27 protein-coding genes are annotated in these 23,423 nt (G+C 66.5%); 6 read left to right on the plus strand and 21 right to left on the minus strand.

All coding sequences use genetic code 11. The annotated features are described in order from the left end of the window. Positions 1-43 precede the first annotated feature (43 nt). The 14 genes from F9K07_RS25825 to flgB all read right to left on the minus strand — a co-directional run bounded on the left by F9K07_RS25825 (position 44) and on the right by flgB (position 12,849). Positions 44-487, minus strand: a complete 444-nt coding sequence (locus F9K07_RS25825) for a hypothetical protein (protein WP_159596129.1) — start codon at positions 485-487, stop codon at positions 44-46. Between the two features lie 94 nt (positions 488-581). Continuing rightward, on the minus strand, positions 582-1,334 hold the full coding sequence (queC, locus tag F9K07_RS25830) for a 7-cyano-7-deazaguanine synthase QueC (protein ID WP_159596130.1): 753 nt from the start codon (positions 1,332-1,334) through the stop codon (positions 582-584). Between the two features lie 40 nt (positions 1,335-1,374). Then, a complete protein-coding gene (locus F9K07_RS25835; RefSeq protein WP_159596131.1) occupies positions 1,375-2,574 on the minus strand; it encodes an HDOD domain-containing protein in 1,200 nt (399 codons plus the stop codon). Next, a complete protein-coding gene (gene flgL / locus F9K07_RS25840) occupies positions 2,571-3,788 on the minus strand; it encodes a flagellar hook-associated protein FlgL (protein ID WP_159596132.1) in 1,218 nt (405 codons plus the stop codon). Before flgL ends, F9K07_RS25835 begins: the two co-directional genes overlap by 4 nt. Positions 3,789-3,813: 25 nt before the next feature. Beyond that, on the minus strand, positions 3,814-5,730 hold the full coding sequence (gene flgK, locus F9K07_RS25845; protein ID WP_159596133.1) for a flagellar hook-associated protein FlgK: 1,917 nt from the start codon (positions 5,728-5,730) through the stop codon (positions 3,814-3,816). A 13-nt stretch (positions 5,731-5,743) separates the two neighbouring features. Next, positions 5,744-6,616, minus strand: a complete 873-nt coding sequence (gene flgJ / locus F9K07_RS25850; RefSeq protein ID WP_159596134.1) for a flagellar assembly peptidoglycan hydrolase FlgJ — start codon at positions 6,614-6,616, stop codon at positions 5,744-5,746. A gap of 2 nt (positions 6,617-6,618) precedes the next feature. Beyond that, entirely contained in the window at positions 6,619-7,734 is a 1,116-nt protein-coding gene (locus tag F9K07_RS25855; protein WP_159596135.1) for a flagellar basal body P-ring protein FlgI, read from the minus strand. A gap of 40 nt (positions 7,735-7,774) precedes the next feature. Next, the gene (locus F9K07_RS25860; protein WP_159596136.1) at positions 7,775-8,473 is read right to left on the minus strand and encodes a flagellar basal body L-ring protein FlgH; all 699 of its coding nucleotides are present in this window, start codon (positions 8,471-8,473) and stop codon (positions 7,775-7,777) included. A 9-nt stretch (positions 8,474-8,482) separates the two neighbouring features. Continuing rightward, a complete protein-coding gene (gene flgG, locus F9K07_RS25865) occupies positions 8,483-9,265 on the minus strand; it encodes a flagellar basal-body rod protein FlgG (protein ID WP_159596137.1) in 783 nt (260 codons plus the stop codon). 24 nt (positions 9,266-9,289) lie between these two features. Further along, on the minus strand, positions 9,290-10,027 hold the full coding sequence (gene flgF, locus F9K07_RS25870) for a flagellar basal-body rod protein FlgF (RefSeq protein WP_159596138.1): 738 nt from the start codon (positions 10,025-10,027) through the stop codon (positions 9,290-9,292). Positions 10,028-10,064: 37 nt separating this feature from the next. Next, positions 10,065-11,279 carry a flagellar hook protein FlgE gene (gene flgE, locus F9K07_RS25875; protein WP_159596139.1) on the minus strand — a complete coding sequence of 405 codons (1,215 nt, stop codon included), beginning with the start codon at positions 11,277-11,279 and terminating at the stop codon, positions 10,065-10,067. A 52-nt stretch (positions 11,280-11,331) separates the two neighbouring features. Continuing rightward, positions 11,332-11,994, minus strand: a complete 663-nt coding sequence (locus F9K07_RS25880) for a flagellar hook assembly protein FlgD (protein WP_159596140.1) — start codon at positions 11,992-11,994, stop codon at positions 11,332-11,334. 19 nt (positions 11,995-12,013) lie between these two features. Further along, positions 12,014-12,418: a flagellar basal body rod protein FlgC gene (gene flgC, locus F9K07_RS25885; protein WP_159596141.1), complete on the minus strand. Its 405-nt coding sequence runs from the start codon at positions 12,416-12,418 to the stop codon at positions 12,014-12,016. A gap of 17 nt (positions 12,419-12,435) precedes the next feature. Next, the gene (gene flgB / locus F9K07_RS25890) at positions 12,436-12,849 is read right to left on the minus strand and encodes a flagellar basal body rod protein FlgB (RefSeq protein WP_159596142.1); all 414 of its coding nucleotides are present in this window, start codon (positions 12,847-12,849) and stop codon (positions 12,436-12,438) included. Between the two features lie 235 nt (positions 12,850-13,084). Here flgB and flgA point away from each other — a divergent pair, with 235 nt between their 5' ends. From flgA to F9K07_RS25920, 6 genes are all read left to right on the plus strand, one after another. Next, a complete protein-coding gene (gene flgA, locus F9K07_RS25895) occupies positions 13,085-13,840 on the plus strand; it encodes a flagellar basal body P-ring formation chaperone FlgA (RefSeq protein ID WP_236581534.1) in 756 nt (251 codons plus the stop codon). A gap of 98 nt (positions 13,841-13,938) precedes the next feature. Beyond that, complete coding sequence (gene flgM / locus F9K07_RS25900) at positions 13,939-14,253, plus strand: flagellar biosynthesis anti-sigma factor FlgM (protein WP_159596143.1); 315 nt, start codon at positions 13,939-13,941, stop codon at positions 14,251-14,253. A gap of 29 nt (positions 14,254-14,282) precedes the next feature. Beyond that, positions 14,283-14,660, plus strand: coding sequence for a hypothetical protein (locus F9K07_RS25905; RefSeq protein WP_159596144.1), 378 nt, complete (start codon positions 14,283-14,285; stop codon positions 14,658-14,660). A 167-nt stretch (positions 14,661-14,827) separates the two neighbouring features. Further along, a complete protein-coding gene (locus F9K07_RS25910; RefSeq protein ID WP_159596145.1) occupies positions 14,828-15,022 on the plus strand; it encodes a hypothetical protein in 195 nt (64 codons plus the stop codon). Then, positions 15,009-15,245, plus strand: a complete 237-nt coding sequence (locus F9K07_RS25915; RefSeq protein WP_159596146.1) for a hypothetical protein — start codon at positions 15,009-15,011, stop codon at positions 15,243-15,245. The genes F9K07_RS25910 and F9K07_RS25915 overlap by 14 nt, the downstream gene beginning before the upstream one ends. A gap of 95 nt (positions 15,246-15,340) precedes the next feature. Further along, positions 15,341-15,730, plus strand: a complete 390-nt coding sequence (locus F9K07_RS25920; RefSeq protein ID WP_159596147.1) for a VOC family protein — start codon at positions 15,341-15,343, stop codon at positions 15,728-15,730. Positions 15,731-15,907: 177 nt separating this feature from the next. On the opposite strand, the gene F9K07_RS25925 is transcribed toward F9K07_RS25920, so the two are convergent. The 7 genes from F9K07_RS25925 to cheY form a co-directional block, all read right to left on the minus strand. After that, positions 15,908-16,627 (minus strand): RNA polymerase sigma factor FliA, encoded by a 720-nt coding sequence (locus F9K07_RS25925; RefSeq protein ID WP_159596148.1) that lies wholly within the window; start codon positions 16,625-16,627, stop codon positions 15,908-15,910. A gap of 2 nt (positions 16,628-16,629) precedes the next feature. After that, positions 16,630-17,397, minus strand: a complete 768-nt coding sequence (locus tag F9K07_RS25930) for a hypothetical protein (protein ID WP_159596149.1) — start codon at positions 17,395-17,397, stop codon at positions 16,630-16,632. After that, entirely contained in the window at positions 17,390-18,913 is a 1,524-nt protein-coding gene (gene flhF, locus F9K07_RS25935; protein WP_159596150.1) for a flagellar biosynthesis protein FlhF, read from the minus strand. The genes F9K07_RS25930 and flhF overlap by 8 nt, the downstream gene beginning before the upstream one ends. After that, entirely contained in the window at positions 18,910-20,985 is a 2,076-nt protein-coding gene (gene flhA / locus F9K07_RS25940) for a flagellar biosynthesis protein FlhA (protein WP_159596151.1), read from the minus strand. The genes flhF and flhA overlap by 4 nt, the downstream gene beginning before the upstream one ends. Further along, the gene (flhB, locus tag F9K07_RS25945; protein WP_159596152.1) at positions 20,982-22,136 is read right to left on the minus strand and encodes a flagellar biosynthesis protein FlhB; all 1,155 of its coding nucleotides are present in this window, start codon (positions 22,134-22,136) and stop codon (positions 20,982-20,984) included. Before flhB ends, flhA begins: the two co-directional genes overlap by 4 nt. Before the next feature lie 241 nt (positions 22,137-22,377). Beyond that, positions 22,378-23,007 carry a protein phosphatase CheZ gene (locus F9K07_RS25950; protein ID WP_159596153.1) on the minus strand — a complete coding sequence of 210 codons (630 nt, stop codon included), beginning with the start codon at positions 23,005-23,007 and terminating at the stop codon, positions 22,378-22,380. A gap of 10 nt (positions 23,008-23,017) precedes the next feature. After that, positions 23,018-23,404 (minus strand): chemotaxis response regulator CheY, encoded by a 387-nt coding sequence (gene cheY / locus F9K07_RS25955; protein ID WP_159596154.1) that lies wholly within the window; start codon positions 23,402-23,404, stop codon positions 23,018-23,020. Positions 23,405-23,423 lie beyond the last annotated feature (19 nt).

Consider the following 23,423-nt stretch of genomic DNA (forward strand, 5'->3'; position numbering starts at 1 on the left):
TTGATTTTTAAACCAACTCGGGTGATCCCCACCCCACAGCGGTTTACTCCAGCTCGCAGGAAAAACTGCTGGACTTGGAGAGAACGCCGCCATCCTTGTAGGCGTTCAAGGCGGCGCGGAGATCGCGTTTGATCTGCCACTGCAGCGCAACCATCTCGGCGGGCATTTCGATTTCGACGAGACGCGAACGGGACCAGCCATGCTGCCCGGCATCGCCGCCGGCTTCCAGCGCCTGGAGCTTGACCTGGGTGAGCGCTCCGCGCCAATAGAAGTCCCAGACGGACACCTCCGTGGTCGCGCCGGTGGAGGCTTTGAGCTTCGCATTGGCGCAGAACTGCCGCAGCCAGGAGTTGGCGTCGCGGTCGATGGTCCAGGCCGTGGCAGGCGATGGCGCGGCGCCGCCGGATCGGGGGCGCGCGGTGTTCAAGGAGGCGAGGTTGTAGCGCTCGAAGTCTTCACCGGAGATGTATTCGTTCAAGAAGGCCATTTGCGTCTCCTGCCCGGAGTCGAAAAACGCGCAACTCTACTACATTCTTGTGATGAAAAAATTCATTTGTTGAGCTTTTTTCTTATATATAGACTCAATTCGACGGTGACGCGTAAGCCGCCCAGCCTTTGGCGCGCAGCTCGCAGGCCGGGCAACCGCCACAGCCGTAGCCCCAGGGTTGGCGGTGGCGGCGGTCACCGAGGTAACAGGTGTGGGTGTGTTCGACGATCAGGTCCACCAGCGCGTTGCCGCCGCCCACGAGCAGCGCGTTTTCGCCCAGTTCGTGGGCCAGGCGCCAAGTGGCGGCCTTGTCGATCCACATCAAGGGGGTGTCGATGAGGAAGCGGTGGTCCATGCCGAGCGAGAGCGCGACCTGCAGCGCTTTCATGGTGTCGTCGCGGCAATCGGGGTAGCCGGAGTAGTCGGTTTCGCACACGCCGGTCACGATGACCTGGATGCCGCGCCGGTAGGCCAGGGCCGCGGCCAACGTGAGGAAGAGCAGGTTGCGCCCGGGCACGAAGGTGTTGGGCAGGCCGCTCTCCTCCATGCGAAAAGCCATGTCGCGCGTGAGCGAGGTTTCGCTGACCTTGCCCAGCACGCCGAGGTCGAGCACATGGTCTTCGCCCAGGCGTGGCGACCAGGCGGGGAAACGCTGGCGCAGTTCGCGCAGCACGTTGAGCCGGGCGTCCATTTCCACGTGGTGGCGCTGGCCGTAGTCGAAGCCGATGGTTTCCACGCGCGGGTAGCGCGAGAGGGCGTGGGCCAGGCAGGTGGTGGAGTCTTGTCCACCCGAGAACAGCACGAGGGCGCTGGTGTGGTGGGGGCTGGAGAGCGGCGCGTGGGTCATGGTGCTGCCTATCGTAGCGCCGCGATCCACGCGACACGTGCTATGTCAAACGTTCGGAGCGTCGGCCCGCGTGGTGCCGGCTCGTGGCCAGCATGCGGATGAGCGCGCGGTTGGCGTCTTCCAGGCTGATGTCGTGCCGATGGCAAACGGCCGGCAGGCGGTGCAGTTGCCCCGGCTCGCCCTGCGCGCGCGCCACGTCGAGCAAGGGAAAGTAAGGCCCGTCCTGGCGCAGCACGGCATCGAACACGCGGCCGGAGAGGGGCAGGCGCATCAACAGGTCGTTGAGCGGCTGGTGCAGCAAGCGGTCGAGCTGCGACAGCACGGACGTGGTGTAGACCTCGCCGCGCAGGTTGTCTTCCGCACCGGTGGCCAGCAGGTGTTGCGCCAGGCGCGAGCGCATCACCATGGCGTAGCGCACGGGGTGCAGGTCGCGGTCGGGCTCGCTGTGCGGCAACTGCTCGGCGAGCCAGCGGCCGAGTTCGCGAAAGCCCAGCATCATCAGCGCGTGCCGCAGCGAACCGATTTCGTGGCGGCCACCAAAGGCAGCGGAGTTGACGAGCAGCAGGATGCGGTAGACCAGCACCGGGTCTTGCCGCACCAGGCGCTCGAGGTGTTCGATGGAGCAGTCTTCGTCGCCGATCGCCATCAGGATCTGCTGGATCACGGCGGCGTCGTAGTTCATCGGCTGGTGGCGGTGGCTGTGCAGCACGTCGCCATCGGGCCAGCCCAGCACGCCCCAGGCGCCGGCGTCGTCCAGGCATTGGCGCGCCAGGATTTGCGTGGCCACGCCTTCGACGAGCTGGCCCACCAGACCGGGTGGCGCGGACTCGGCGCCCAGGCGCAACAGGTTGCGCATGTCGGTCAAGGCGAAGTTCTCGCCGCGCACGGCGGCCAGCTCGGTGCGGCGCAAGAGCTTGTGCCCGCGCCGCGCGGCGGCCTTCAGCCGACCCGCGGTCTCGGGGGTTTCGAACAAGCCGCCCGGCACTTCCAGCCAGGTGTTGTGCACCGGCGCGCAATCGAGCGCTTGCTGCAACAGGCGCGGGCTGTCTATGGACAGGATGAGCACGGGCGCGCTCTCGGGCCAGTCGTCGCCCAGCGCCTGCATGAGGTGGGCGGCGTCGATGGATTCGGGGTGCACGGCGCGCGCGCCCAGGCGCACCGCGGCGAGTTCGCGCGCGCGGTTCCACACCGGCTCGTAGCCGAGCGCGATGCTGTCGAGAACGGTGTTTCGGTTGGTCATCCGATGGCAGAGAACAGGGACAGGCGTTGCACCTGGGCATAGGACTTGATCGCGGCTTCAAAGCCAATGCGCTGGCTTTCGAGGTCGCTCAGGCCCTGGATCATGTCGAGCTCTTCGAGCCCGGCTTTCTCGGCCTTGAGGGCCACCGAACGGTCTTCCATCTGGGTGTTGAGCGAGTCGGCGCGGTTGAGCCACTCGCCTGCGCGGCCGCGCGCGGCGAGCACGCGGTCGTGTCCGGCGTCGACCTCGGTGATCGCGCGCGCCATGGCCTGGGCCTGGTGCGCGCTCTGGTTGGCACCGGTGTAGCGCAGCGCGTCGATCGCGCCTTGCACCACCGAGAAGATGTCGGTCGTGGTGGTCACCGGACGCAGTTCGACCACGTCGCCGGCGGTGGGCATGCCCCGCATTTCCAGCGACATGCCGTCGAACTCGATGCTCTTGTTGGCCACGTAGGGCTGGCCGGTGTGGCCGGGCACGGGCGTGCCGGTGGTGGTGTTGGTCACGGTGTACTGCATCACGCCACCGACCTCGGCGAAGGTGATGTCGTAGTTGTCGCCGGTGACCAGCGCGCCATCGGTGACCTTGCCCATGTCGGTGCTGACGCCACCGGTGTTGCTGTTGGGCAGGCCCACGGTGAAGCTGCCGTTGCCCTGGGGCACGCGCATCCAGATGGCGTCGCCATCGAGCGCGGAGGGCAAGGCGTTGTTGCCGGCCGCGGCCTGTCCGCGCTGGCCGTCGAACTGCACGCCATTGCCGCTGGGGCCGTACAGGTCGGCGAAGGGCACGGAAGAACCGCCCAGCCCGCCGTACAGCGTGCGACCCGAATTGTCGGTGCGGTTGGCCACGGCAATGAGTTGCTCGCGCAAGCCTTCCAGTTGTTTGGCCACGTCTTCGCGCTCGGCGTCGGTGAAGGTGGCATTGCCGGCGGTGACGAGCAGGTCGCGCACCTTTTGGATGAGTTCGCCCGACTCGGCCAGACCGCTTTCGGCCTGCTGCAGGCTGGCGCGCGAAGCCTCCAGCGCCCGCAAGTCGGACTGGGTGCGCGCAAGGCGGTTGGCGGCAGTCTCCGCGAGCGTGGCCGCCACCGGGTCGTCGCTCGCCTTGCGCACGCGCATGCCGGTGGTCACACGCTCTTGCTGCGCGGCCAGTTCGGCCTGGCGCCGGGTGAGCAGGGCGATGGTGTTGTCGTAGCTGTTGGCGGTAGAGACTCGCATGGGAATTCCTCGGGTTCAGGCGTGCTCAGCGGCCGACGATTTGAAGAAGGTTGTCGAACGTGCTCTGGGCGATCTGCAGAAACTTGGCCGATGCCTGGTAGGCCTGCTGGAACTGCAGCAGGCGCGCGGCTTCTTCGTCGAGGTTGACGCCGGCCACGTTCGCGCGCGCCGTCTCGGCGGTGGTGGCGACGTTGGCCGAGAAGCTGGCCGCGAATTCCGCGCCCTGCACGCGCGTGCCGATGTCGGCGAACAACGTGACGTAGCCGTCGGACAAGGACACACCGTCGAAAGTGGGCATGTCGCGCAAGGCGAGCATGCCGGTGGCGTTGCCGGCGTTCTGCGCCACCGAGCCGGGTGGCGCCGCGCCGATGCTGAAGGTATCGCCCGTGCCCGGGTTGCCGCGCAGCGTGAGGCTCCAGCCGTTGAGGGTGATGGATTCGCCGGGTTTGAAGTTGTAGCTCGGTGGCGGGCCCGGGTTGTCGGGCGCGGGATTGCCCGGGCCGAGGCCGGTGGCGGTGAAGCTGCCGTCGGCCAGGAAGGTGATGGTGACCGGGTCGGTGAGGTTGGCGGATGCCGATGAGGCGTACAGGCTTTCCACGCTCAGGCCGCCCGAGTTGCCGGCGCCGGGCGTGACCATCACCGGGCTTGCGGCGGCGAGTTTGTCGGGAGAACCGATGGCCACCTGCAGGTTGCGCGCGGCGGCCTCGTAGGGACGGATCAGGATGCGGTCGCCCGGCTGGCCCACGCCGCTGTCCAGGTTGAAGGTGAGCCCATCGACCTGCGCCGGCAAGGACGTGACCGGTGTGCTGGTGCCGTCGGACAGGCGCACCACGCTCATGCCGCCGGTCTCGAAGCGCAGTTCGTAGTCGGACGCCACGAGCGCCGTGGGGTCGGCCACCGTGGCGCTCACCTCGGCGCTGCCGTTGTTGCCTACCATCGGCAAACCCTTGGCGGCCGCGGGCGGCACGAAGAAATTGCCCCCGGGGTTGCCCTGCAGGTCCACGCCCAGCTGGTGCTGGCGGTTGACGGTGTAGGCCGTGGCCAGCGCCATGCGGCCGAGCTGGTTCTGCACGTCGACCAGATCGCTGTTCATGAAGCGCATGAGGCCGGCGAGTTCACCGCCGCCCAGGCTGCTCTCGGGCACGGCCGTTTTCACGCCGCCCTGCACGAAGGACAAGGCCAGGCGGGCGGTGTCGGTGCTGTCGCGTCCCACGGCCAGCTCGTTCGCGCGCGCGCCCAGCACCAGCGGCTGGCTGCCGGCCACGAACACGCTCACGGTGCCGTCGTCGGCCTGGATGCTGGTGGTCTGCACCTGCTTGTTGAGGTCGGCGAGGATCTTGTCGCGCTGGTCCAGCAGGTCGTTGGGCGTGTGCGCGCCGCCACCGCCGATTTCCGAGATCTTGCCGTTGATCTTGGCCAGGTCTTTCGCCAGCGCGTTGATGGTGCTGACCGAGCCCTCGGCCTGCGCCAAGGTGGTCTTTTGCAGCGAATCGAGTTGCCCCGCCGTGTTGCGCAGGCGCGAGGCCAGTTCTTCGCCCTTGGCGATGGCGACCGTGCGCGCGGTGAGGTTGCCGGGCGAGGAGGACACGTCGGTCCAGGCGTTGAGCATTTCGTTGAGCGCCGCACCCAGGCCTGCCGCGCCCGTGGGGAAGGCACTTTCGAGTTGCTGCAGGCGCGCGTAGCGCAGCGCATCTGCCGCGGCCACCGAGCCGGCCTTCTGCGCTTCGATCGTGAGGTATTGGTTGTGCGAGCGTTCGACGGTGGCGATTTCCATGCCCTTGCCGAAGAAGCCATTGCCCATCTGCTGGTAACCGGAGGTCTGCAGCAGCACGTTCTGCCGCGAGTAGCCCGGCGTGTTGACGTTGGCGATGTTGTTGCCGATGACCTGCAGGGCGGCCAGGTTGGCACTGAGGGCGCGAGAGCCGATGTTCAGGGCAGACATGTGGTGTTCTTCCTCAGCCCTGTGCGCGCTGCAGGCTCAGGGTGGTGTTGATCGCGCGGCTCAACTTGGCGGCGTATTGCGGGTCGGTGGCGTAGCCGGCCTTTTGCAAGCCGCTGGCAAAGCCTTGCACCGAATGCAGCTGGTCCATCACGCCGTCGTAGCGCGGGCTGTTGCCGATGAGGCGCGCGTAGTCGCGGAACGAGTCGGCGTACGAGTCGTAGGCGCGGAACTTGGCGGTGACCTTGCGCGGCTCGCCGTTGACGTACTCGGTGGTTGTGATCTCGGCCACCTTGCCCTTCCAGCTGTCGGTGGCCTTGATGCCGAACAGGTTGTGCGAAGGCGAGCCGTCGGCGTGGCGGATTTCGCTGCGGCCCCAGCCGGTTTCGTGGCCGGCCTGGCCGATCATGAAGCTGGCCGGAATGCCGGACTCGCGCGCCACCGCGGCGGCCGCCTGGCTGTGCTGTTCGACGAAGCCGGCCTGGCGCGGGCCGGCGCTGGCGCGGCCGACGGTGCTGCTGGTATCGCCCCCGCTCACGAAGGCGTTGGCGCGGGCCTCGGACGGGTTGCCGGCGGCCGCGATCTGGCGGCCGAGTTGGCGCTCGATGGCCTCGGACAGACCGCCCGGCAAGCCGGAGAGCTGCACGGCGAACTGCTGGTCGAGCAGGTCGGACCCGAGGTCGCTGCCCTCGTTGTCCATCAGGCCCGACTTCTGCGTGGCCTCGCGCATGCTCTTGATGAGCTCGCGCATGAAGAGCGATTCGAACTGCTTGGCGGCTTCCTTGATCGCGGCTTTGTCGTCCCCGCCCTTGCCCGCGCCCAGGCGCAGCGCGTTGAGCGCTGTCGGGTCGGCGGCCAGGCCGGTGGGAGCGAGACGGGGCGCGTTCATGGTCAGATCACTTCCAGCTCGGCATTGAGCGCCCCCGATGCCTTGATGGCCTGCAGGATCGCCAGCAGGTCCTGGGGCGTCGCGCCCAGCGTGTTCAGCACGCGCACCACCTCGGAGAGTTGCGGCGCGGTGTCCAGCTTGATGAGCGCGCCCTTGTCCTGGCTGATCTGGATGTTGGCCTTTTCGGCCACCACGGTCTCCCCGCGCGAGAGCGGATTGGGTTGGCTGATGACCGGCGTGGAGCTGATGCTCACCGACAGGTTGCCGTGCGCGACCGCGCAAGCACCCAAGGTGACGGCCTGGTTCATGACGATGGATCCGGTGCGCGAGTTGATGATCACGCGCGCGGTGGGAATGACGGCGTCGAGGCGGATGTCTTCCACCTTGGCCAGGAAGCTCACGCGATCGCTCGGATGGGCCGGCGCGCGCAGGCGCACCACACGGCCGTCCATGGCGCTGGCCGTGCCCGGGCCCATCACGCGGTTGATCGCATCGGTCACGCGGCTGGCGGTCTGGAAATCGTTCGAATTCAAGCCTAGGTCGATGGTCTCGCCCAGCGCGAACGGCGTGGCCACCGCGCGTTCGACCTGAGCACCACCGGGCACGCGGCCGGCGCTCAGGTGGTTGATCTGCACCTTGCTGCCACCGGCCGATGCGCCCGCGCCTCCCACCAGCAGGTTGCCTTGTGCGAGCGCGTAGATCTGGCCGTCCGCGCCCTTGAGCGGCGTGGTGACGAGCGTGCCGCCGCGCAGCGACTTGGCATTGCCGACGGAAGACACGGTCACGTCGATGGCCTGACCGGGCTGGGCAAAGGCCGGCAGTTGCGCGGTGACCATCACGGCCGCCACGTTCTTCAATTGCATGTTCGTGCCCGGGGGCAGCGTGAGGCCGAGTTGCTGCAGGTAGTTGTTCAGGCTCTGCGAGGTGTAGGGCATCTGCGTGGTCTGATCACCCGTGCCGTCCAGCCCCACCACCAGGCCATAACCCGTGAGCTGGTTGCTGCGCACGCCTTGCACGGCCGCGATTTCCTTGATGCGGATGGCCTGTGCCGAGGCCGCCGCGCAAGCCAGCACGCTGCACAAAACCATCAAGAATCGAAAGAAGCGGTCGATAGTCATTTCATGGGTCCAAGGGATCTGGGCCGATGATGCCCCGGCATCAGAACGGGAGAACGGTCAAAAAGAACCGTGCCAACCAGCCAATTGAAAGCGCTTCGTTTTGCTGGCCGCGTCCTCGCGACTCGATGCGCACATTGGCGACCTGCGCCGACGGCACCACATTGCCCGGCCGGATCTGGCGCGGGTCGACCGTGCCGGAGAAGCGCAGCACGTCCACGTTCTGGTTCACGCCGATCTGCTTCTCGCCGACCACCACCAGATGACCGTTGGGCAGCACTTCCTGCACCGTGGTGGTGATGGAGCCGGTGAAGTTGTTGGCGTTCTCGGTCTCGCCCCCCCCCTCGAAGTTGTTGGACGAATTCGCACCCAGGTTGAGCTTGCCCAGCACGGACGCGCCGGGGTTGAGCAAGGGCAATGCCGAGACGCCGGCCGACGCGCTGGCGTTGCGGTCCACCGACGAAGAGGATTTTTGCGTCGCGCTGATGCGTTCGACGATCTGCACCGTGAGGGTGTCGCCCGGCAGGCGCGCGCGCGGGTCTTCGAACGCCGGCCGGTAGCTCACCGCCTGGAACAGGCTGCCGGTGGGGGCTTGCGTGACGGCGGGAGCGGCCAGCAGGACGGGCTGCTGCTGCACGTACTGCACCGGCTGCGCGGGCGCGAGATCGACCTTGGGCGTGCGCTGCAAGGTTTCGCAGCCCGTGGCAAGAACAGCCAACGACAGAAGGAATGCCAAACGCATGGGATGTCCTTACAGCTGACTCAGACGCTGGAGCATCTGGTCAGAGGTTTGAATGGCCTTCGAATTCATTTCGTACGCGCGCTGGGTGCCGATCATCTCCACCAGTTCCTGCACCACGTTGACGTTGGAGCCTTCCGTGTAGCCCTGCATCAGGCTGCCCATGCCCACCGAATTGGGTGCGCCGTTGATGGGAGCGCCCGAGGCCACGCTCTCGGCAAACAGGTTCTGGCCCAGCGGCTCCAGGCCGGCGGGGTTGATGAAGCTGGCCAGTTCGATGTTGCCGATCGGCTGTGGCGTGGTGGTGCCCGGCATCTTCGCGGTGACCACACCATCGGCGGAAATGGTGATGCCCTGCGCGCCGGCCGGTATCGTGATGCCGGCCGTGAGCGGAAAGCCGCTGTTGGTGACGATGCGGCCTTGCGCATCGGCCTTGAAGCTGCCGTCGCGCGAGTAGGCGGTGGTGCCGTCGGGCATTTCGACCTGGAAAAAGCCGTTGCCGTTGATGGCGACATCGAGCGTGTTGTCCGACTGTTGCACCGTGCCCTGCGTGAAATTGCGCGCGGTCGCCACAGTGCGCACCCCCAGGCCCACCTGCAAGCCGGTGGGCAAGGTGGCCTGCTCGGCGGTGTTCGCGCCGACCTGGCGCAGGTTCTGGTACATCAGGTCTTCGAACACGGCGTTGGCGCGTTTGAAGCCGGTGGTGGCGACGTTGGCCAGGTTGTTGGAAATGACGTCCAGCTTCATCTGCTGGGCCTGCATCCCGGTCTTGGAAATCATCAAGGAATTGATCATGGTGTGCTCCGCGAAGGAAAGTGTTTAGCCGTTCATGCTCAGCAACTGAGATGCGGTCTTGTCGTTCGTCTCGCAGTTCTGCAGCATTCGCATCTGCACCTCGAACTGGCGGCCCACGGCGATCATTCCGATCATGGCTTCCATGGGGTTGACGTTGGAGCCTTCGAGCGAGCCGCTTTCCAGGCGGGCCACGTCGCTGGCGGGCAAGGCATCGCCCTGGGGCCCGCGGAACAGGCCGTCTTCGCTGCGGCGCAGCGGGTTGTCCTGATCGGGCGTGACCATCTTCAGCCGGCCCACAGTTTGCGGTGGCTGCTGGCCCACACGCGCGCTCACCGTGCCGTCGGTGGCGATGTTCACCTGTGCGCCTTCGGGAACCACGATCGGGCCACCGTCTCCCAGCATGGGCAGGCCCGCGGGGTTGACGAGCGTGCCATTGGGGTCGACTTCCAGCGCACCGGCGCGGGTGTAGGCCTCGGTGCCGTCCAATCCCTGCACCGCGAAATAGGCGTTGCCGCGCGCGGCCACATCGAGGAGGCGGCCCGTCTGGCTCACCGAGCCGGGCAGATCGGAATGGCCCGAGGTAGCCTCGAGCGCGAACACGCGCGTGCTCGCACCGTCGCCGCGCACCGGCACCGAGCGGAAAGCGTCCAGCTCGGCACGGAAACCCGGCGTGGACACATTGGCCAGGTTGTTGGCCAACACCTGCTGGCGGTACTGCGCGGCGTTCGCGCCCGTCATCGCGGTGTAGATCATCTTGTCCATGCACGGCTCCTTCGTTCAGTTCAAACGCGTGGCTTGATCAGCGCATGTTCAGCAAGGTGCTCAGGACCTGGTCCTGCGTCTTGATGGTCTGCGCATTGGCCTGGTAGTTGCGCTGCGCGCCCATCATGTTGACCAGCTCGGCGGTGATGTCGACGTTCGAATCTTCCAGCGCCCCCGAGCGCAGCGCGCCGAAGTTGCCGGTGCCGGGTTCGCCGTGCAGCGGTGCGCCCGAGGTGAAGGTGGCCGCCCAGTTGCCGCCCCCGGTGGGCTGCAGGCCCTGCGGGTTGCGGAAGTTGACCAGGGCGATCTGGCCGGCGGCGCGGGTCTCGCCGTTCGAATACTGGCCGGTGACCATGCCGTCTTCGCCGATCTTCAGGCCGAGGAACTGGCCGGGTGCGTAGCCGTCCTGGTCCAGATCGCTCACGGCGTAGTTGGTGCCGAACTGCGTGGCACCGCTGAAGTCGAGGTCGACGCTGAAGGTCACCGCGGGATCGTTGGGCGAGGTCAGGGTGAGCGGCGGGATGACGGAAGCCGGGTCGAGCGAACCGTCGGGCAGGAAGCTGACCGCGAACGGCGTGGACAGGGCCGGGTCGGCGCCGTTGACGCCGGTGTACACGTTCCACTGGTTGTTGCCGATCTTCTCGAAGCTCAGGGACACCGGCACTTCCAGGCCCTGCGGGTCGTAGGCGATCAGCGAGGTGCCGTAGGTGGACAGCGGCGTGGGCGGCGTCTGCGTGGCCGCCACCGGCGCGCGCGCGTCGAGGTTGAACTCCGCGACGATGTTGGCGGTTTGCCGCGCGGGAATCGGACCACCCGTGGGCAGGCGCAGCGGCTGCGTGTCGAAGCTCAGGCGCGTGCCATCGGGCGAGGTCGGGTAGCCCATGAGGTTGGCACCGTTGTTGGTGATGACGTTGCCATCGGCGTCGAGCTTGAACATGCCGGCGCGGCTGTAGGCCACGGAACCGTTGGGCATGGTCAGTTCGAAGAAGCCCGAGCCGTTGATGGCCACGTCCATGTCGTTGCCCGTGACGCTGATGTTGCCCTGGGTGAACTGCTGCGACACCGTCGTGAGCGCCACCCCGATGCCCGAGTTCACACCGCCGGCCGCGTTCAAGGCGCTGGCGTAAAGCTCGCCGAATTCGCCGCGCGAACTCTTCATGCCCACGGTGTTGGCGTTGGCGATGTTGTGGCCGATCACGTCGAGATTGCGGCTGGCGCTGTTCAGACCCGAGAGTCCTTGCTGGAATGCCATGGTGATGTCCTTTGGGAGGGGAAAGGGGTGTGGCGAAGAAGAGGTCAGGTGCTCACATGAACGCGAGCACGTCGTTGTAGGCGCGGGTGGTGCCGTCCTGCAGCAGCATGTAGATGGAGCCGCCGGAGAAACTCACCGAGTCGACCGAGATGCGCTGCAGCGACACCGTGTCCACGCCGGCGTTGCCGTCGAGCGCGCGCACCTTGAAACCCTTGACCTGGGACGGGTCCAGGCCTTCGGCGTCCCAGTCGAAGCCGTGCAGGCCGGGCCCAAGCGCGCCCATGTCGATGGTGTCGAGCACCTCGCCGTTGGTGCCCATGATGTCGACCTTCACATCCGTGGCCTTGGCGTCGAGCGAGAAGGCCGCCTTGCCCTGGCCGTTCTTGAACGTCAGCTGATCGCCCGGGAGCAGCGCTTCGCGGCCGATCAGCGTCGTGGCCTGCAACGCGGTTTGCGAGGAGAACTGTGCGGCCATGCTGCTGAGCGTGGCATTGAGTTCCTGGATGCCGCTGACCGTGTTGATCTGCGCCATCTGGGTCGTCATCTGCGCGTTGTCCATCGGGTTCAAGGGGTCCTGGTTGTTCAGCTGCGCCACCAGCAGCTTCAGAAAGCGGTCTTGCGAGGCCTTCGGGTCCATGCTGTTCTTGGCCGAAGAGCCCGTGGTGCTGCCCACGGCGGTGCCGAGGTTGCTGAGATCGAGAGGGGTCATGAACATGGTTCAGGTCTTTCCAGGGTCATTGCCCCATCTGCAGGGTCTTGAGCAACAGCGACTTGGCGGTGTTCATGACCTCGACGTTGTTCTGGTACGAGCGCGAGGCCGAGATCATGTTGACCATTTCCTCCACCGGGTTCACGTTGGCGTGCGTCACATAGCCTTCGGCATCGGCGCTGGGGTGCGCGGGGTTGTGCACGCGGCGCCCGGGCGCATCGCTCTCCACGATGTTCTGCACCTTCACGCCGGCGCTGCCGTCGTTGCCCATGGCCACGGTCTGGAACAGGATGTGGCGCGCCTTGTAGGCCTGGCCGTCCGGGCCGGCCACGGCATCCGCGTTGGCCAGGTTGCTGGCCACCACGTTGAGGCGCTGGGACTGCGCGCTGACCGCGCTGCCCGAGACGCCGAAGATGGAAAACATCGACATGGCAGATTCCTTTCAGCTCATTGGCCCGTGATCGCGCTCAACATGGTCTTCACGTGGCCATTGATGAAGCGCAGCGTGGACTCGTAGCGCACGCTGTTGTCCACGAAGTTGGCGCGCTCGCGGTCCAGGTCGACCGAGTTGCCGTCCTGGCTGGGTTGTGTCTGCACCGTGTAGGCCAGGTCGGGGCGGGCCGGGCCGGCGCCGGTAGTGCCCAGCTGCATGTGCTGCGCGCTGGTCTGTGCCACGCCCGCCGCGGCACCACTTTGCATGCCGGAGACATTGCGCAATGCCTCGGCAAAGTCGAAGTCGCGCGCGATGTAGCCCGGTGTGTCGGCGTTGGCAATGTTGCTGGCGATCACCTGCTGGCGCTGCGAGCGCAACAGCAAGGCATTGGCATGGAAGTCCAGCCGGCCGGTCATCTGTTCAAGCATGTGCAACTCCAACCTTGTGAAAGAGCCTGGCAGCGGGCCTCTTGAAAAGGCCCTGGCACCAGGGGTTGGAGGAATTATGAAAATCTTGAGGGTCGCCAATGGGCGGAACAAACGCTGCTTTTCAAGCCATTTCCCGGCTTTGTCCGGCCCGGCTCCGGCCTACAGTGCATCCCTGAGTCCATGGGCGCCAGGCGTCCATGCCCCATCCCCATCTTCACCTCCACCGGAGCTCGCCATGCGCCCCACGCTGTCGCACCACCTCCTGCAGATGCTGCGGCGCTGGCTGCGGGCCTGTGCCTGCGTGGTGTGGGCCATGCTGTCGGGCCTGGGCCTCGCGCACGCGGGCCAGGATGCGACCACCGAACTGGAGAAGACCGCGCGCGACTGGCTTCAGCCCGCCTTGGACGCAGCCCTGCCCAGCGACGGCAGCCTTCCTCTGCGCACCGAAGTGGAGATCGGCGAACTCGACCGCCGCCTGCGCCTGGCGCCCTGCGCCAAGGTGGAGCCGCACCTGCCGCGCGGCTCGCGGCTCTGGGGCCGCAGCCGCATCGGCCTGCGCTGCGTGGAAGGCGCGCGCTGGAACGTCTACCTGCCGGTGACCGTCAAGGCGTTCGGTCCGGCCTGGGTCATCAAGCGGCCAGTGGACGCGGGTGCCACCCTCACTCAAGACGACGCCGAACTGGCCGAAGTGGATTGGGCCGCCCAACCGGTGACGGTGCTGGCACGGCCCGAGCTGTGGGTGGGGCAACAAACCGCGTTCCCGCTCACACCCGGGCTGGCCATCCGCCAGAACATGGTGCGTCCGGCCAAGGCATTCGATGCCGGCGCGCAGGTCCGCGTCAACGGCGGCGGCAACGGTTTCAGCGTTTCCGTGACCGGCCAGGCACTGACCGTGGGCCTGGTCGGGCAATCCGCCCGCATCCGCCTGCCCAATGGCCGCGTGGTCGTGGGCGAGGTGCAGGAAGACCAGACCGTGGAGATGGCACTGTGACGGAATGCCTGCACACCGGCACAAAAGTTCTTAAAGTTCCTGGCCACAGGGTCGATAGTTCTCACACATCACCCTGACAACGGGGTTTGGAGCGTGAAATGAAAGTCGATTCTTCACCCGATTCCTATATAGGTTCCGTGGCGGGCGGCCCCCAGAAGGCAGCCGACAAACCGGTGGCCGGCGTCGAGCCGAGCGCGGCGCTCAAGCCGCAGCCGGCCGGCGTGACCGTGACGCTGTCGTCCTCCACCGTCTCGGCCATGGGCGCTGGTGCGAGCAGCGAGGTCTTCAACGCCGAAAAGGTCGAAGCCATGAAACAGGCGATTGCCAACGGAACGTTCCAGGTGAACGCCGAGGCCATCGCCGACAAGATGCTGTCCAACGCCGCCGAAATGCTCAACGGCGTGCGGGCCTGATCCACCCACCTGTCCATCGAAAACACGCCATGACGACTGCCGCAACGACCTCCTCCCATCCCTGGATCGAATCGTTGCAGGCAGAACTCGATGCGCTCCAGGCGGCCTTGCTGCGCGGCGACGCGCCCGGCGTGGAACAGGCCAGCGCGGCCATGCAGGCGGTGCTGCAGCAAGCGCCGAAAACGCCAGACTTCGCCAACCCCGACAGCGCCCTGCGCCGCGACACCCAGAACGCCGCACAACGTTTTGCCCAACTGCGCCAGGCGGTGCTGCGCACAAACGCCCAAAACGAGCGCGCCGTCGCAAGCCTGCTGCCGCAGCAGGACCCGCGACGCCAGCCCACGTACAGCCGGATGGTCAAACCTTCCACTCTGCGAGGCGCCGGCCGCGGCTTTCTGACCGCCTGAGGTTTCAAACTTCATACCAAGCCGGCATTGCCGGCTTTTTTGCGTCCAGCGGCACCTACCTTTCACGCCTTGAAAGGCGCACGCTGATACGCCATTAGTTGTCCTGATGCAGGTGGCCTTATCAGGGTTTACCCTTGAAAATACGGGTTTTCCCCAATCTGAAGACCATGAACACGCCAACCAACTCCTGGGCACCTCGACTGGCGCTTGCCCTTCGCCACTTCTTCCAACGTGCCGCCGCGGGCGCCTCCGACGGGCTCGAAGCGCACCTCAGCACCGCCACGAGCCTGCATGAACTGGAAAACATGCAACGCCAATGGGACCGCGCCCGCCGCGGGCAGCGCTTCTATGGCGCGCTTTGAAGCCGCGGCAGTCACGCCGACGCACCGACTAATCGCCTTCCTCAACTCGTTTTTCCGCGCCCCTCGCTTCGCCGCTGGTGCCCGCGTCAACCGCCTGCACAAAGGCACGCTGGACCGCATCGACGGCCGCGTCGTGGCACAGACCCGCGACGGCGTACTGGTCGAATGGCCGCGCCACGGCACGGGCTGGGAACGGCCGGGCGCGCTCTGTCAGCAAGGCTGAGTACCGTCAAGCGGAGCGCTTTTCGCGGCCCATTTCTGCGCTTGACGGAGCCCACAGGACATAGCATTGTTTTGTCCGACCTCCGAGGAGCCCCGATGCCTGCTCAGCTCGACCACCTGCTGGTGCCCTCCCGCGACAAGCTCGCCGCTGCGCGGCAGATTGCCGAACTGCTCGACGTGCCCTGGTCATCGACCGGCATCGGCGCCTTCGCGCCGGTCTACGTCAACGACGGCCTCACGCTCGACTTCGACGAGTGGCCGGAACCGGTGCCCCAGATCCATTTCGCCTTCCGTGTGAGCGATGGCGAGTTCGACGCGATCCTCGCACGCCTGCAGGCCGCAGGCATTCCGTACCGCAGCACGGTGCATGGGCCGGTGGATGCCCAGGTCGACACCGCCCACGGCGGGCGCATCGTCTACTGGAATCAGCCCGATGGGCACCAATGGGAGATGCTCACGGTGAGCTATGCCCGGCGGGCAAGCTGAGGCCGCGCAGCGGGCGTGCCAGCCCAAGATGCCACTGCCTCTCCGGCGCGCGTGACTCCATCCAGAGGCATCGAGGGACGGCTGCGCCGGCCCAAGATGCCGTCCCCTCTCGAAGCGCCGAAGGCGCGCCACAGAGGGGGGAGGCCGCGCAGCGGCGCAGGGGGGAGTCCCTTCCAGCTAATGCGCGCGCAGCTTGGCGCGCAACCGCGCGATGGACTGGCTGTGCAGCTGACAGATGCGCGACTCGGTCACGCCGAGCACAGCGGCGATTTCCTTCAGGTTCATGTCGTGCTCGTAATACATCGACATGATCTGCTGCTCGCGCTCGGGCAGCACCTTGATCGCCGCCACCAGCGCGGTGCGCATGCGGTGGTCCTGCAGCTTGGCCGACGGATCGGCCTCGCTGTCACCCATGTGCCGGTCGAGAAAGCCCTCCTCGTCGTCACCGCCATTGCCGCTGATGTCTTCCAGGTACACGAGCTGGGTGCCACGCACCTTGGCCAGCAGGTGCTGGTAGTCGGCCAGGCCCATGCCCATTTCCTCGGCGATCTCGCTTTCGCGTGGCACGCGGTGCAGCTTCTGCTGCAGGCGGTTGACGGCCTGTTCGATGTCTTTCTGGCTCTTGCGCGAACCGCGCGACATCCAGTCGCCATCGCGCAGCTCATCGATCATCGCGCCACGGATGCGCTGGCTAGCGAACGTTTCGAACTGCACGCCCTGCGAGGGTTCGAAGCGCGCGATGGCTTCGGTCAGGCCGATCATGCCGACCTGGATCAGGTCGTCCAGCTCCACGCTGGGCGGCAGCTTGGCGATCATATGGTGCGCCAGGCGGCGCACCAGCGGGCTGTACTTGCGCAGTTGATCGTCTCGGTCGAGGGTGCCTTTGGCGGTGTACATCGTCAGCTCCAGAGAGAAGGGGCGGCGGCGGGTGCGAACACACCGTGGACGCCGTGCGCAGGGTAGGCGCGCGCCGGCCTTGGGATGGCGCTTTCCTGCACGCGCAGGGCCCAGCTGTGGGCGGGCCAACAATCGAGCGCGAGGTGCAAATGGCGCTCGGCGGTATCGATCACGTTGTGCACCACCGTTTGCAACGCGGATGCAGCGGCCTGGGAGGCGGCCAGCGGTGCCAGTACCGGCAGCACGTCGGCGGCGGCCAGCAACTTGACCGCGCCGTACGCGTCGATGCTGGCTTGCGGCTGCTCGACCACCGGCACCAGCGTGCGCGCATTCAAGTCCTGCAAGAGACTGGCCAAGGCATGGGCTGGTGCGAACAGCAGCACCACGACACCGGCGGCGAACGGAGCGAGCAGGCGCGCAATCGCGCTGGAAGCACCAGCGGTGCGCGCCGTTTCCAGCAAGGCTTGCAAGCCGGCTGCGCCGGGCAACACCAGCCAGTCGGCAGCCTCGTCCACCGGACGCTCCAGGTTCGCGATGGAAGGGTCTTGCAGTGCGCGCATCAGGCCCTGGTCGTTGCTGCGGGATTCGTTGGCCGTGCCGTCGACAATGGCCACCGTGCGCCCCTCGGCGCTGAGGCTGGACGCCAGCGTGCACAGCCATTCGTAGCCGCGCTCGGGCTGCGCCGGACTGGCCACCGGCATCAGCACCGGCCCCGCCACGCTCGGCTCGGCCCGCAGGCCAGCGGCCTGGTCGAAGCCGGGTTCAAACATGCGAGGCCCCCAGGTGAATGCCGCGGCTGGACGCCTGTGCGAAGAAATAGCCCATGTCGGTCGTGGTGTTCGGGTCGAAGGCCGACTTGCCCTGGGTGCCCATGGACTGGCGCACCAGTGCGGCCGCATCGGGGTTCTTCCAGTCTTCGGGCACGCGCTGGCCGTTGGCCACACCGCGCAAAGTCACCTGGTGGCGCACCAGCGCATCCAGCGCCGGGCCGAGCTTGACGGCCTCGTCCACCTTGGAGAGCACCACGCCGTGCAAGGCCTTGGCCTTGAACGAGTTCAGCACTTCGTCCAGCGTGTCGCCTTGCGCGCCAGCGTTGAGCACCAGCGTCTTCTTGACCGAAGGGATGTCCAGCACGTCCAGCATGTCCTGGATGCGCTGGTCGCGCTGGCCCAGGCCGGCGGTGTCGATGATGACCAGGCGCTTGTTGGACAGCAGGTTGAGCAGGTCCTTGAGCGCGGCGCGGTCGTGCGCCAGATGGGCCACGACGCCGAGCATGCGGCCATAGGCGCGCAGCTGCTCGAAGCCGGAGACGCGGTAGGTGTCGAGCGTGACCATGCCGACGCTGCCGGCGCCGTATTGCTTGACGCACTGCGCGGCCAGCTTGGCGGCGGTGGTGGTCTTGCCGACACCGGTGGCGCCGATCAGGGAGACCACACCGCCTTCGTCGCACAAACCGGCGCCGGGTGCTGCGACCTTGAGGTTGCGGGTGATCACGTCCATCAACCAACGCACGGCTTCGGCCGCACCGGCCTCGCTCGGCACGCGCTCGAGCACGGCACGCGACATGGCGGGCGAAAAGCCGGCACGGATCATTTTGTGCATCAGGTTGGACTGGATCGGGTCCTGCTTGGACGAACCGATCCAGGCCAACGTGTTGAAACGCTCTTCGATCATTTCCTTGAGCGCCGAGAGTTCCACCGCCATGCGGTTGTCGCCGGTGCTGGAAAAACGCGTGGAGGGCTGCGAGTCCTCGAAGGCCGGGTGGCGTGTGGCGGCTGGCGAGCGGGTGTTGAGGAACTCGGGCTCGTTGAAGCGCTGCACCGGGATGGAGATCGGCTCGGACCTGGGGGCCATCACGGCTTGCTGCAAGGGGGTGACTTCCACCGGCGCGCGGCGCACCGGCTCGGCAACGGGTGGGACAGCAGGCGTGGCAGCGGGCGCGGTACCCGTGCCCGCCAGCGTTTCGCGGCGCTTGCGCAGCATGCGCTCGCGCACATAGTCCTGGAACGACAGCGTGCTCATGGCCATGGTTTCGGTGTCCTTGGCCACGGAGGCTGGCGCGCTGGCCGTGGCCGCCTGTTGGCGCTGCGCGGCGCGGGTGGCTGGCGCGGCGGTCTCGGCAGCATGTTCGGCCAGCGAAGCCAGACTCTCTTCGGCAGCGGCCATCACCTCAAATCCCTCGGCGCTCGAACGCGTGGAGAGGATGACGGCACTGTCGCCGAAGGCACGGCGGGCCTTGTTCATGGCTTCGCGCGAGGTCGGGGCGGTAAAACGCTGGATGTTCATGAGGCGAGCTCTCCGAGGATCGGTCCGATGCGGATCAGGTGGGTGTCAGGGATTTCGCTGTGCGCCAGCACCTGCAGGCGCGGCGCGGCGCGGCGCAGCAGGCGGGACATGGCGTTGCGGATGGCGTCAGGCACCAGCAGGCAGGCGGGCACGCCCTTTTCTTCCTGGTGGTTGGCGATGTCGGTGGCGGATTTGCTCAGCATCTCGGCCACGCCGGGATCGAGCGCGCCGTTGGGGCCGCCGGCGAGGGCCTGCATCAGCAGGCGCTCAAGACCCGGTTCAATGGCGATGACTTCGAGCTCCTTCACCGGGCCGTAGATCTGCTGCACGATGGCCGGCGAGAGCGCCATGCGCACGCGGCGGGCCAGTTCGACCGGGTCGGTGGTGTGGGCCGCGTGCTCGGCCAGCGATTCGATGATGGTGCGGATGTCGCGCACATGCACAGACTCTTCCAGCAGCAGCTGGAGAACTTTCTGGAAGGTGGCGACGGGAACCATTTTGGGCACGACTTCTTCGATCAGTTTGGGGGCCAGGCGGGTGACGTGTTCCACCAGATCCTGGGTCTCCGTCCGGCTCAGCAACTTGGCGGCCTGGACTTGCATCAAGTGTGAAAGATGCGTGGCCAGCACGGTCTCGGAATCAACCACGGTAAAACCGGCCATTTGCGCGTTCTCGCGTTGCTTTTCTTCGATCCAGTGCGCGGGCAGGCCAAAGGCCGGGTCGGTCGTGGGGGTGCCGATCAGGGGTGTGTTGATGCCACCGGGGTCGATGGCCAGGAACATGCCGGGGAACACCTCGCCCTCGCCCACCACCACGCCGCGCAGCGTGATGCGGTAGCCCGCCGGGCGCAGTTCGAGGTTGTCGCGCACGTGCACGGCGGGCGGCAGAAAACCGACCTCTTGCGCGAACTTCTTGCGCACGCCTTTGATGCGGGTGAGCAGGTCGCCCTGGCGGGTCTTGTCGACCATCGCGATCAAGCGGTAGCCCAGTTCCAGTCCGAGCAGGTCGACCGGCTGCAGGTCGTCCCAGGTGGCTTCTCCATCGCCTTGCTGCGCGGGCGCTTCGGGCTCGGGCGCCGGTTGGTTCTGTCGTCGCATCTGCCACCAGGCGAGGCCACCCGTGACCACGGAGAAGGACAGGAACACCCCGTGTGGCATGCCGGGCACGATGCCGAGCATGAACAGCACGGCCGAGGTGATGCCCAGAATCTTGGGCGAGGCGAACATCTGCTCGACCACCTGCACGCCCAGGTCTTCGTCCTTGCCCACGCGCGCGACCACCATGGCCGCGGCCACCGAGATCAGCAGCGAGGGAATTTGCGCCACCAGCGCGTCGCCCACGGCCAGCAGGATGTAGTTGTCCGCCGCCTGGCCGGCCGAGAGGCCGTGCTGCACCATGCCGATGATGAAGCCGCCAATGATGTTGATGAAGAGAATGAGAATGCCGGCGATCGCATCGCCGCGCACGAACTTGGACGCACCGTCCATGGAGCCGAAGAACTCGGCCTCGTCGCCCACTTCGGCGCGGCGGCGCTTGGCTTCCTTCTCGTCGATCAGGCCGGCGTTGAGATCGGCGTCGATCGCCATCTGCTTGCCGGGCATGGCGTCCAGGGTGAAGCGTGCCGACACCTCGGCAATACGCTCCGAGCCCTTGGTGATCACCACGAAGTTGATCACGACCAGGATGGCGAAGACGATGAAGCCGACGGCGAAGTTGCCGCCGATCAGGAAATGGCCAAAGGCCTCGATCACCGCACCGGCTGCACCCGGGCCGGTGTGGCCTTCGAGCAGCACCACGCGGGTGGAGGCCACGTTGAGCGAGAGCCGCAGCAGCGTGGTGAGCAGCAGCACGGTGGGGAACACCGAGAAGTCCAGCGGGCGCTTCATGTAGGCCGCGACCATCATCACCACCAGCGCGGTGGCGATGTTGAGGGTGAAGAAGGTGTCGAGCAGCCAGGGCGGCAGGGGCAGCACCATCATGGAGAGGATGGTGATCACCAGCATGGGGGCGGCCAGGCCGCCGGCCCAGCCGGCATTGCGCTGGAACCATTGCTGCAGTTGCTGCAAGTTCATACGGGAGCCTCCTGGGCGGCTTTCTTGAAGTGCGGATCGAGTTCGGGCGGCACGACCGGCACGGGCTGTTCGGCGGGCATGGTGCCCTGGCCTTTCAGGGCGGCCTTGAGCTGGTAGACGTAGGCCAGCACCTGCGCCACGGCGGTGTAGAGCGCGGACGGGATCTCATCGTCGATCTCGGCATGGGCGTAGAGCGCACGGGCCAGCATGGGCGACTGCAGCACCGGCACCTGGTTCGCCTTGGCAACGTCGCGGATCTTCATGGCCAGCAGGTCGGCGCCCTTGGCGATGACGCGCGGCGCGGACATGGTGGCGTCGTCGTAGCGGATGGCCACGGCGTAGTGGGTGGGGTTCATCACCACCAGGTCGGCCTTGGGCACGGCCGAGATGCTGTTGCGCTGGGCCATTTCGCGCGCGCGCTGGCGGCGCTTGCCTTTCATGAGCGGGTCGCCTTCGGACTGCTTGTGTTCGTCCTTGACTTCCTGCAGCGACATCTTCAGGCGTTGCGCATGCAGGAAGCGTTGCGCGGGAAAGTCGATCACGGCGACGATCGCGACCACCAGCAGCAGGCCACCCACGCCGAGCACGAGCCAATGCCCCAGCTGGCCCAGCGCGGATTCGAGGGGTTGCATGACGAGCGTGCCGAAGAGCTCGACGTGCGAGGCGATGAATTGCCAGGCCACCACGCCGACGATGGCGGAGATGGCGGCCAGCTTGATGGTGTCGAAGAGCTGCTGCTTGGAGAACAGGCGGCCGATGCCTTTGAGCGGGTTGATGCGGCTCAGGTCGGGCATGAGGGGTTTGGTGCTCAGAGCCCAGCCACCGGAGACGAAGGCGGTGAGCAGCGCGATGGCCAGCACGAGAACGCCCAGCGGCAGGTAGAGCATGAGGCCCTGCGCGAAACCGTCCACCAGGCGTTCGGTGGCGAGTTCGGGTTTGAGCAGGGTCTGGCGGTCGAAGCGCAGTTGGCCTTGCAGGGCGCTGCGCAGTTTTTCGAAGCCCATGGGTGCGAGTGCCATGAGCACGACCGCGCCGCCACCGAGAACGGCCAGGTTGGACAGGTCCCGGGATTTGGGCACCTGGCCATCGTCGCGCGCCTTTTTCAGGCGCTGCGCGGTGGCGGGTAGGTTCTTGTCCTGGCTGGATTCCATGGTGCGGGTTCACTCGATCGGTGCATCCGATTCTGGAATCCGCGGGGAAAAACTAAAGGGGGATAAGACGGGGTGAATCCCGTCTTTTCTCTTTCTGTGCGTTGCGCTTCGGGCCTGCACCTCGCGGGCGCGCGAACGCCGGTGCTCTGCTCCGCGGGTGTCCCCCGCCGCCGGGAGGGCGGCTCCTCCTTTACCCCGCTGCGCAGAACACCAGCATCCGCGCACTCATGGAGGCTTGGGCTTAGAAACCCAGTGAGGCCAACAGATCGTCCACCTGCTGCTGATCGTTCACCACATCGGTGCGCCCCTCGGGGTTGACCACGGGCCCTGCCAGCGCGGGCTCCGCGATCACATGGTCCTGCCCAGGTTGGCCGGAGGGGGCCGCCTGCAGCAGCAGACCCAGGAGTTGCTCTTCGATGGTGCCCGCGAGTTGCACCACGCGGCCGATCACCTGGCCGGTGAGGTCGTGGAAGTCCTGCGCCATCATGATGTCGGTCAGGCGCGCGTCGGACTTTTCGCTCAGGTCGACGATGTCGGTGGACCATTCCAGCAACTCGGGCATGGCGCGCGCCAGGCCCGGCACGCGCTTGATCGTGTCGGCCAACTGGCGGCCGCGCTCGGCGATCCGGGCTTGTTCCGCCTTGCCTTCGTCCACGTGGTTGAGCACCTTCTCCGCCGCCTCGCCGGTGAGGCGGGCGATGTACGACAGGCGGCTCTGGGCGTCGGGCAATTGATCCACCGTGCCCTTGAGCTTGTCGGTGTAGCCCAGCTCTTTCAGGGCCTCGTGCAGTTGCCGGGTGATCGAGCCGAGTTGGCGAAACATGTCCGGGTTGCCGGCGGCTTCGTCCTTGGGTTGTTGTTCTTCTTGCATGGTGCGGACCTCACAAGCCAAGTTTCTTGAAGATATTGGCGAGCTTGTCTTCCAGCGTGGCTTTGGTGAAGGGTTTGACGATGTAGCCCGCCGCGCCGTTCTGCGCGGCCATCACGATGTCTTCCTTGCGCGCCTCGGCCGTCACCATCAACACCGGCAGGTGCTTGAGCTTCTCGTCCTTCTTGATCTCGGCCAGCAGCTCGAAGCCGTTCATGTTGGGCATGTTGATGTCGGAGACGACGAAGTTGAAATTGCCGCTGCGCAATTTGTTCAGCGCAATCGCACCGTCTTCGGCTTCGTCTGCGTCGACGTGGCCGATCTCCTTGAGCAGGTTGCGCACGATGCGGCGCATGGTGGAGAAGTCGTCAACGATCAGGAATTTCATCGGGGTGGACATGCAAGGCCTCCGTGGGAGG

Origin of the sequence: Hydrogenophaga sp. BPS33, from assembly GCF_009859475.1 — a bacterium.
In the GTDB taxonomy this organism is placed as follows: Bacteria; Pseudomonadota; Gammaproteobacteria; order Burkholderiales; family Burkholderiaceae_C; genus Hydrogenophaga.

Bases quoted from the DNA above. Each gene is read 5' to 3' on its own strand.
- F9K07_RS25825 (WP_159596129.1), bottom strand. From the start codon at position 487: ATGGCCTTCTTGAACGAATACATCTCCGGTGAAGACTTCGAGCGCTAC.
- queC (WP_159596130.1), bottom strand. From the start codon at position 1,334: ATGACCCACGCGCCGCTCTCCAGCCCCCACCACACCAGCGCCCTCGTG.
- F9K07_RS25835 (WP_159596131.1), bottom strand. From the start codon at position 2,574: ATGACCAACCGAAACACCGTTCTCGACAGCATCGCGCTCGGCTACGAG.
- flgL (WP_159596132.1), bottom strand. From the start codon at position 3,788: ATGCGAGTCTCTACCGCCAACAGCTACGACAACACCATCGCCCTGCTC.
- flgK (WP_159596133.1), bottom strand. From the start codon at position 5,730: ATGTCTGCCCTGAACATCGGCTCTCGCGCCCTCAGTGCCAACCTGGCC.
- flgJ (WP_159596134.1), bottom strand. From the start codon at position 6,616: ATGAACGCGCCCCGTCTCGCTCCCACCGGCCTGGCCGCCGACCCGACA.
- F9K07_RS25855 (WP_159596135.1), bottom strand. From the start codon at position 7,734: ATGACTATCGACCGCTTCTTTCGATTCTTGATGGTTTTGTGCAGCGTG.
- F9K07_RS25860 (WP_159596136.1), bottom strand. From the start codon at position 8,473: ATGCGTTTGGCATTCCTTCTGTCGTTGGCTGTTCTTGCCACGGGCTGC.
- flgG (WP_159596137.1), bottom strand. From the start codon at position 9,265: ATGATCAATTCCTTGATGATTTCCAAGACCGGGATGCAGGCCCAGCAG.
- flgF (WP_159596138.1), bottom strand. From the start codon at position 10,027: ATGGACAAGATGATCTACACCGCGATGACGGGCGCGAACGCCGCGCAG.
- flgE (WP_159596139.1), bottom strand. From the start codon at position 11,279: ATGGCATTCCAGCAAGGACTCTCGGGTCTGAACAGCGCCAGCCGCAAT.
- F9K07_RS25880 (WP_159596140.1), bottom strand. From the start codon at position 11,994: ATGTTCATGACCCCTCTCGATCTCAGCAACCTCGGCACCGCCGTGGGC.
- flgC (WP_159596141.1), bottom strand. From the start codon at position 12,418: ATGTCGATGTTTTCCATCTTCGGCGTCTCGGGCAGCGCGGTCAGCGCG.
- flgB (WP_159596142.1), bottom strand. From the start codon at position 12,849: ATGCTTGAACAGATGACCGGCCGGCTGGACTTCCATGCCAATGCCTTG.
- flgA (WP_236581534.1), top strand. From the start codon at position 13,085: ATGCGCCCCACGCTGTCGCACCACCTCCTGCAGATGCTGCGGCGCTGG.
- flgM (WP_159596143.1), top strand. From the start codon at position 13,939: ATGAAAGTCGATTCTTCACCCGATTCCTATATAGGTTCCGTGGCGGGC.
- F9K07_RS25905 (WP_159596144.1), top strand. From the start codon at position 14,283: ATGACGACTGCCGCAACGACCTCCTCCCATCCCTGGATCGAATCGTTG.
- F9K07_RS25910 (WP_159596145.1), top strand. From the start codon at position 14,828: ATGAACACGCCAACCAACTCCTGGGCACCTCGACTGGCGCTTGCCCTT.
- F9K07_RS25915 (WP_159596146.1), top strand. From the start codon at position 15,009: ATGGCGCGCTTTGAAGCCGCGGCAGTCACGCCGACGCACCGACTAATC.
- F9K07_RS25920 (WP_159596147.1), top strand. From the start codon at position 15,341: ATGCCTGCTCAGCTCGACCACCTGCTGGTGCCCTCCCGCGACAAGCTC.
- F9K07_RS25925 (WP_159596148.1), bottom strand. From the start codon at position 16,627: ATGTACACCGCCAAAGGCACCCTCGACCGAGACGATCAACTGCGCAAG.
- F9K07_RS25930 (WP_159596149.1), bottom strand. From the start codon at position 17,397: ATGTTTGAACCCGGCTTCGACCAGGCCGCTGGCCTGCGGGCCGAGCCG.
- flhF (WP_159596150.1), bottom strand. From the start codon at position 18,913: ATGAACATCCAGCGTTTTACCGCCCCGACCTCGCGCGAAGCCATGAAC.
- flhA (WP_159596151.1), bottom strand. From the start codon at position 20,985: ATGAACTTGCAGCAACTGCAGCAATGGTTCCAGCGCAATGCCGGCTGG.
- flhB (WP_159596152.1), bottom strand. From the start codon at position 22,136: ATGGAATCCAGCCAGGACAAGAACCTACCCGCCACCGCGCAGCGCCTG.
- F9K07_RS25950 (WP_159596153.1), bottom strand. From the start codon at position 23,007: ATGCAAGAAGAACAACAACCCAAGGACGAAGCCGCCGGCAACCCGGAC.
- cheY (WP_159596154.1), bottom strand. From the start codon at position 23,404: ATGTCCACCCCGATGAAATTCCTGATCGTTGACGACTTCTCCACCATG.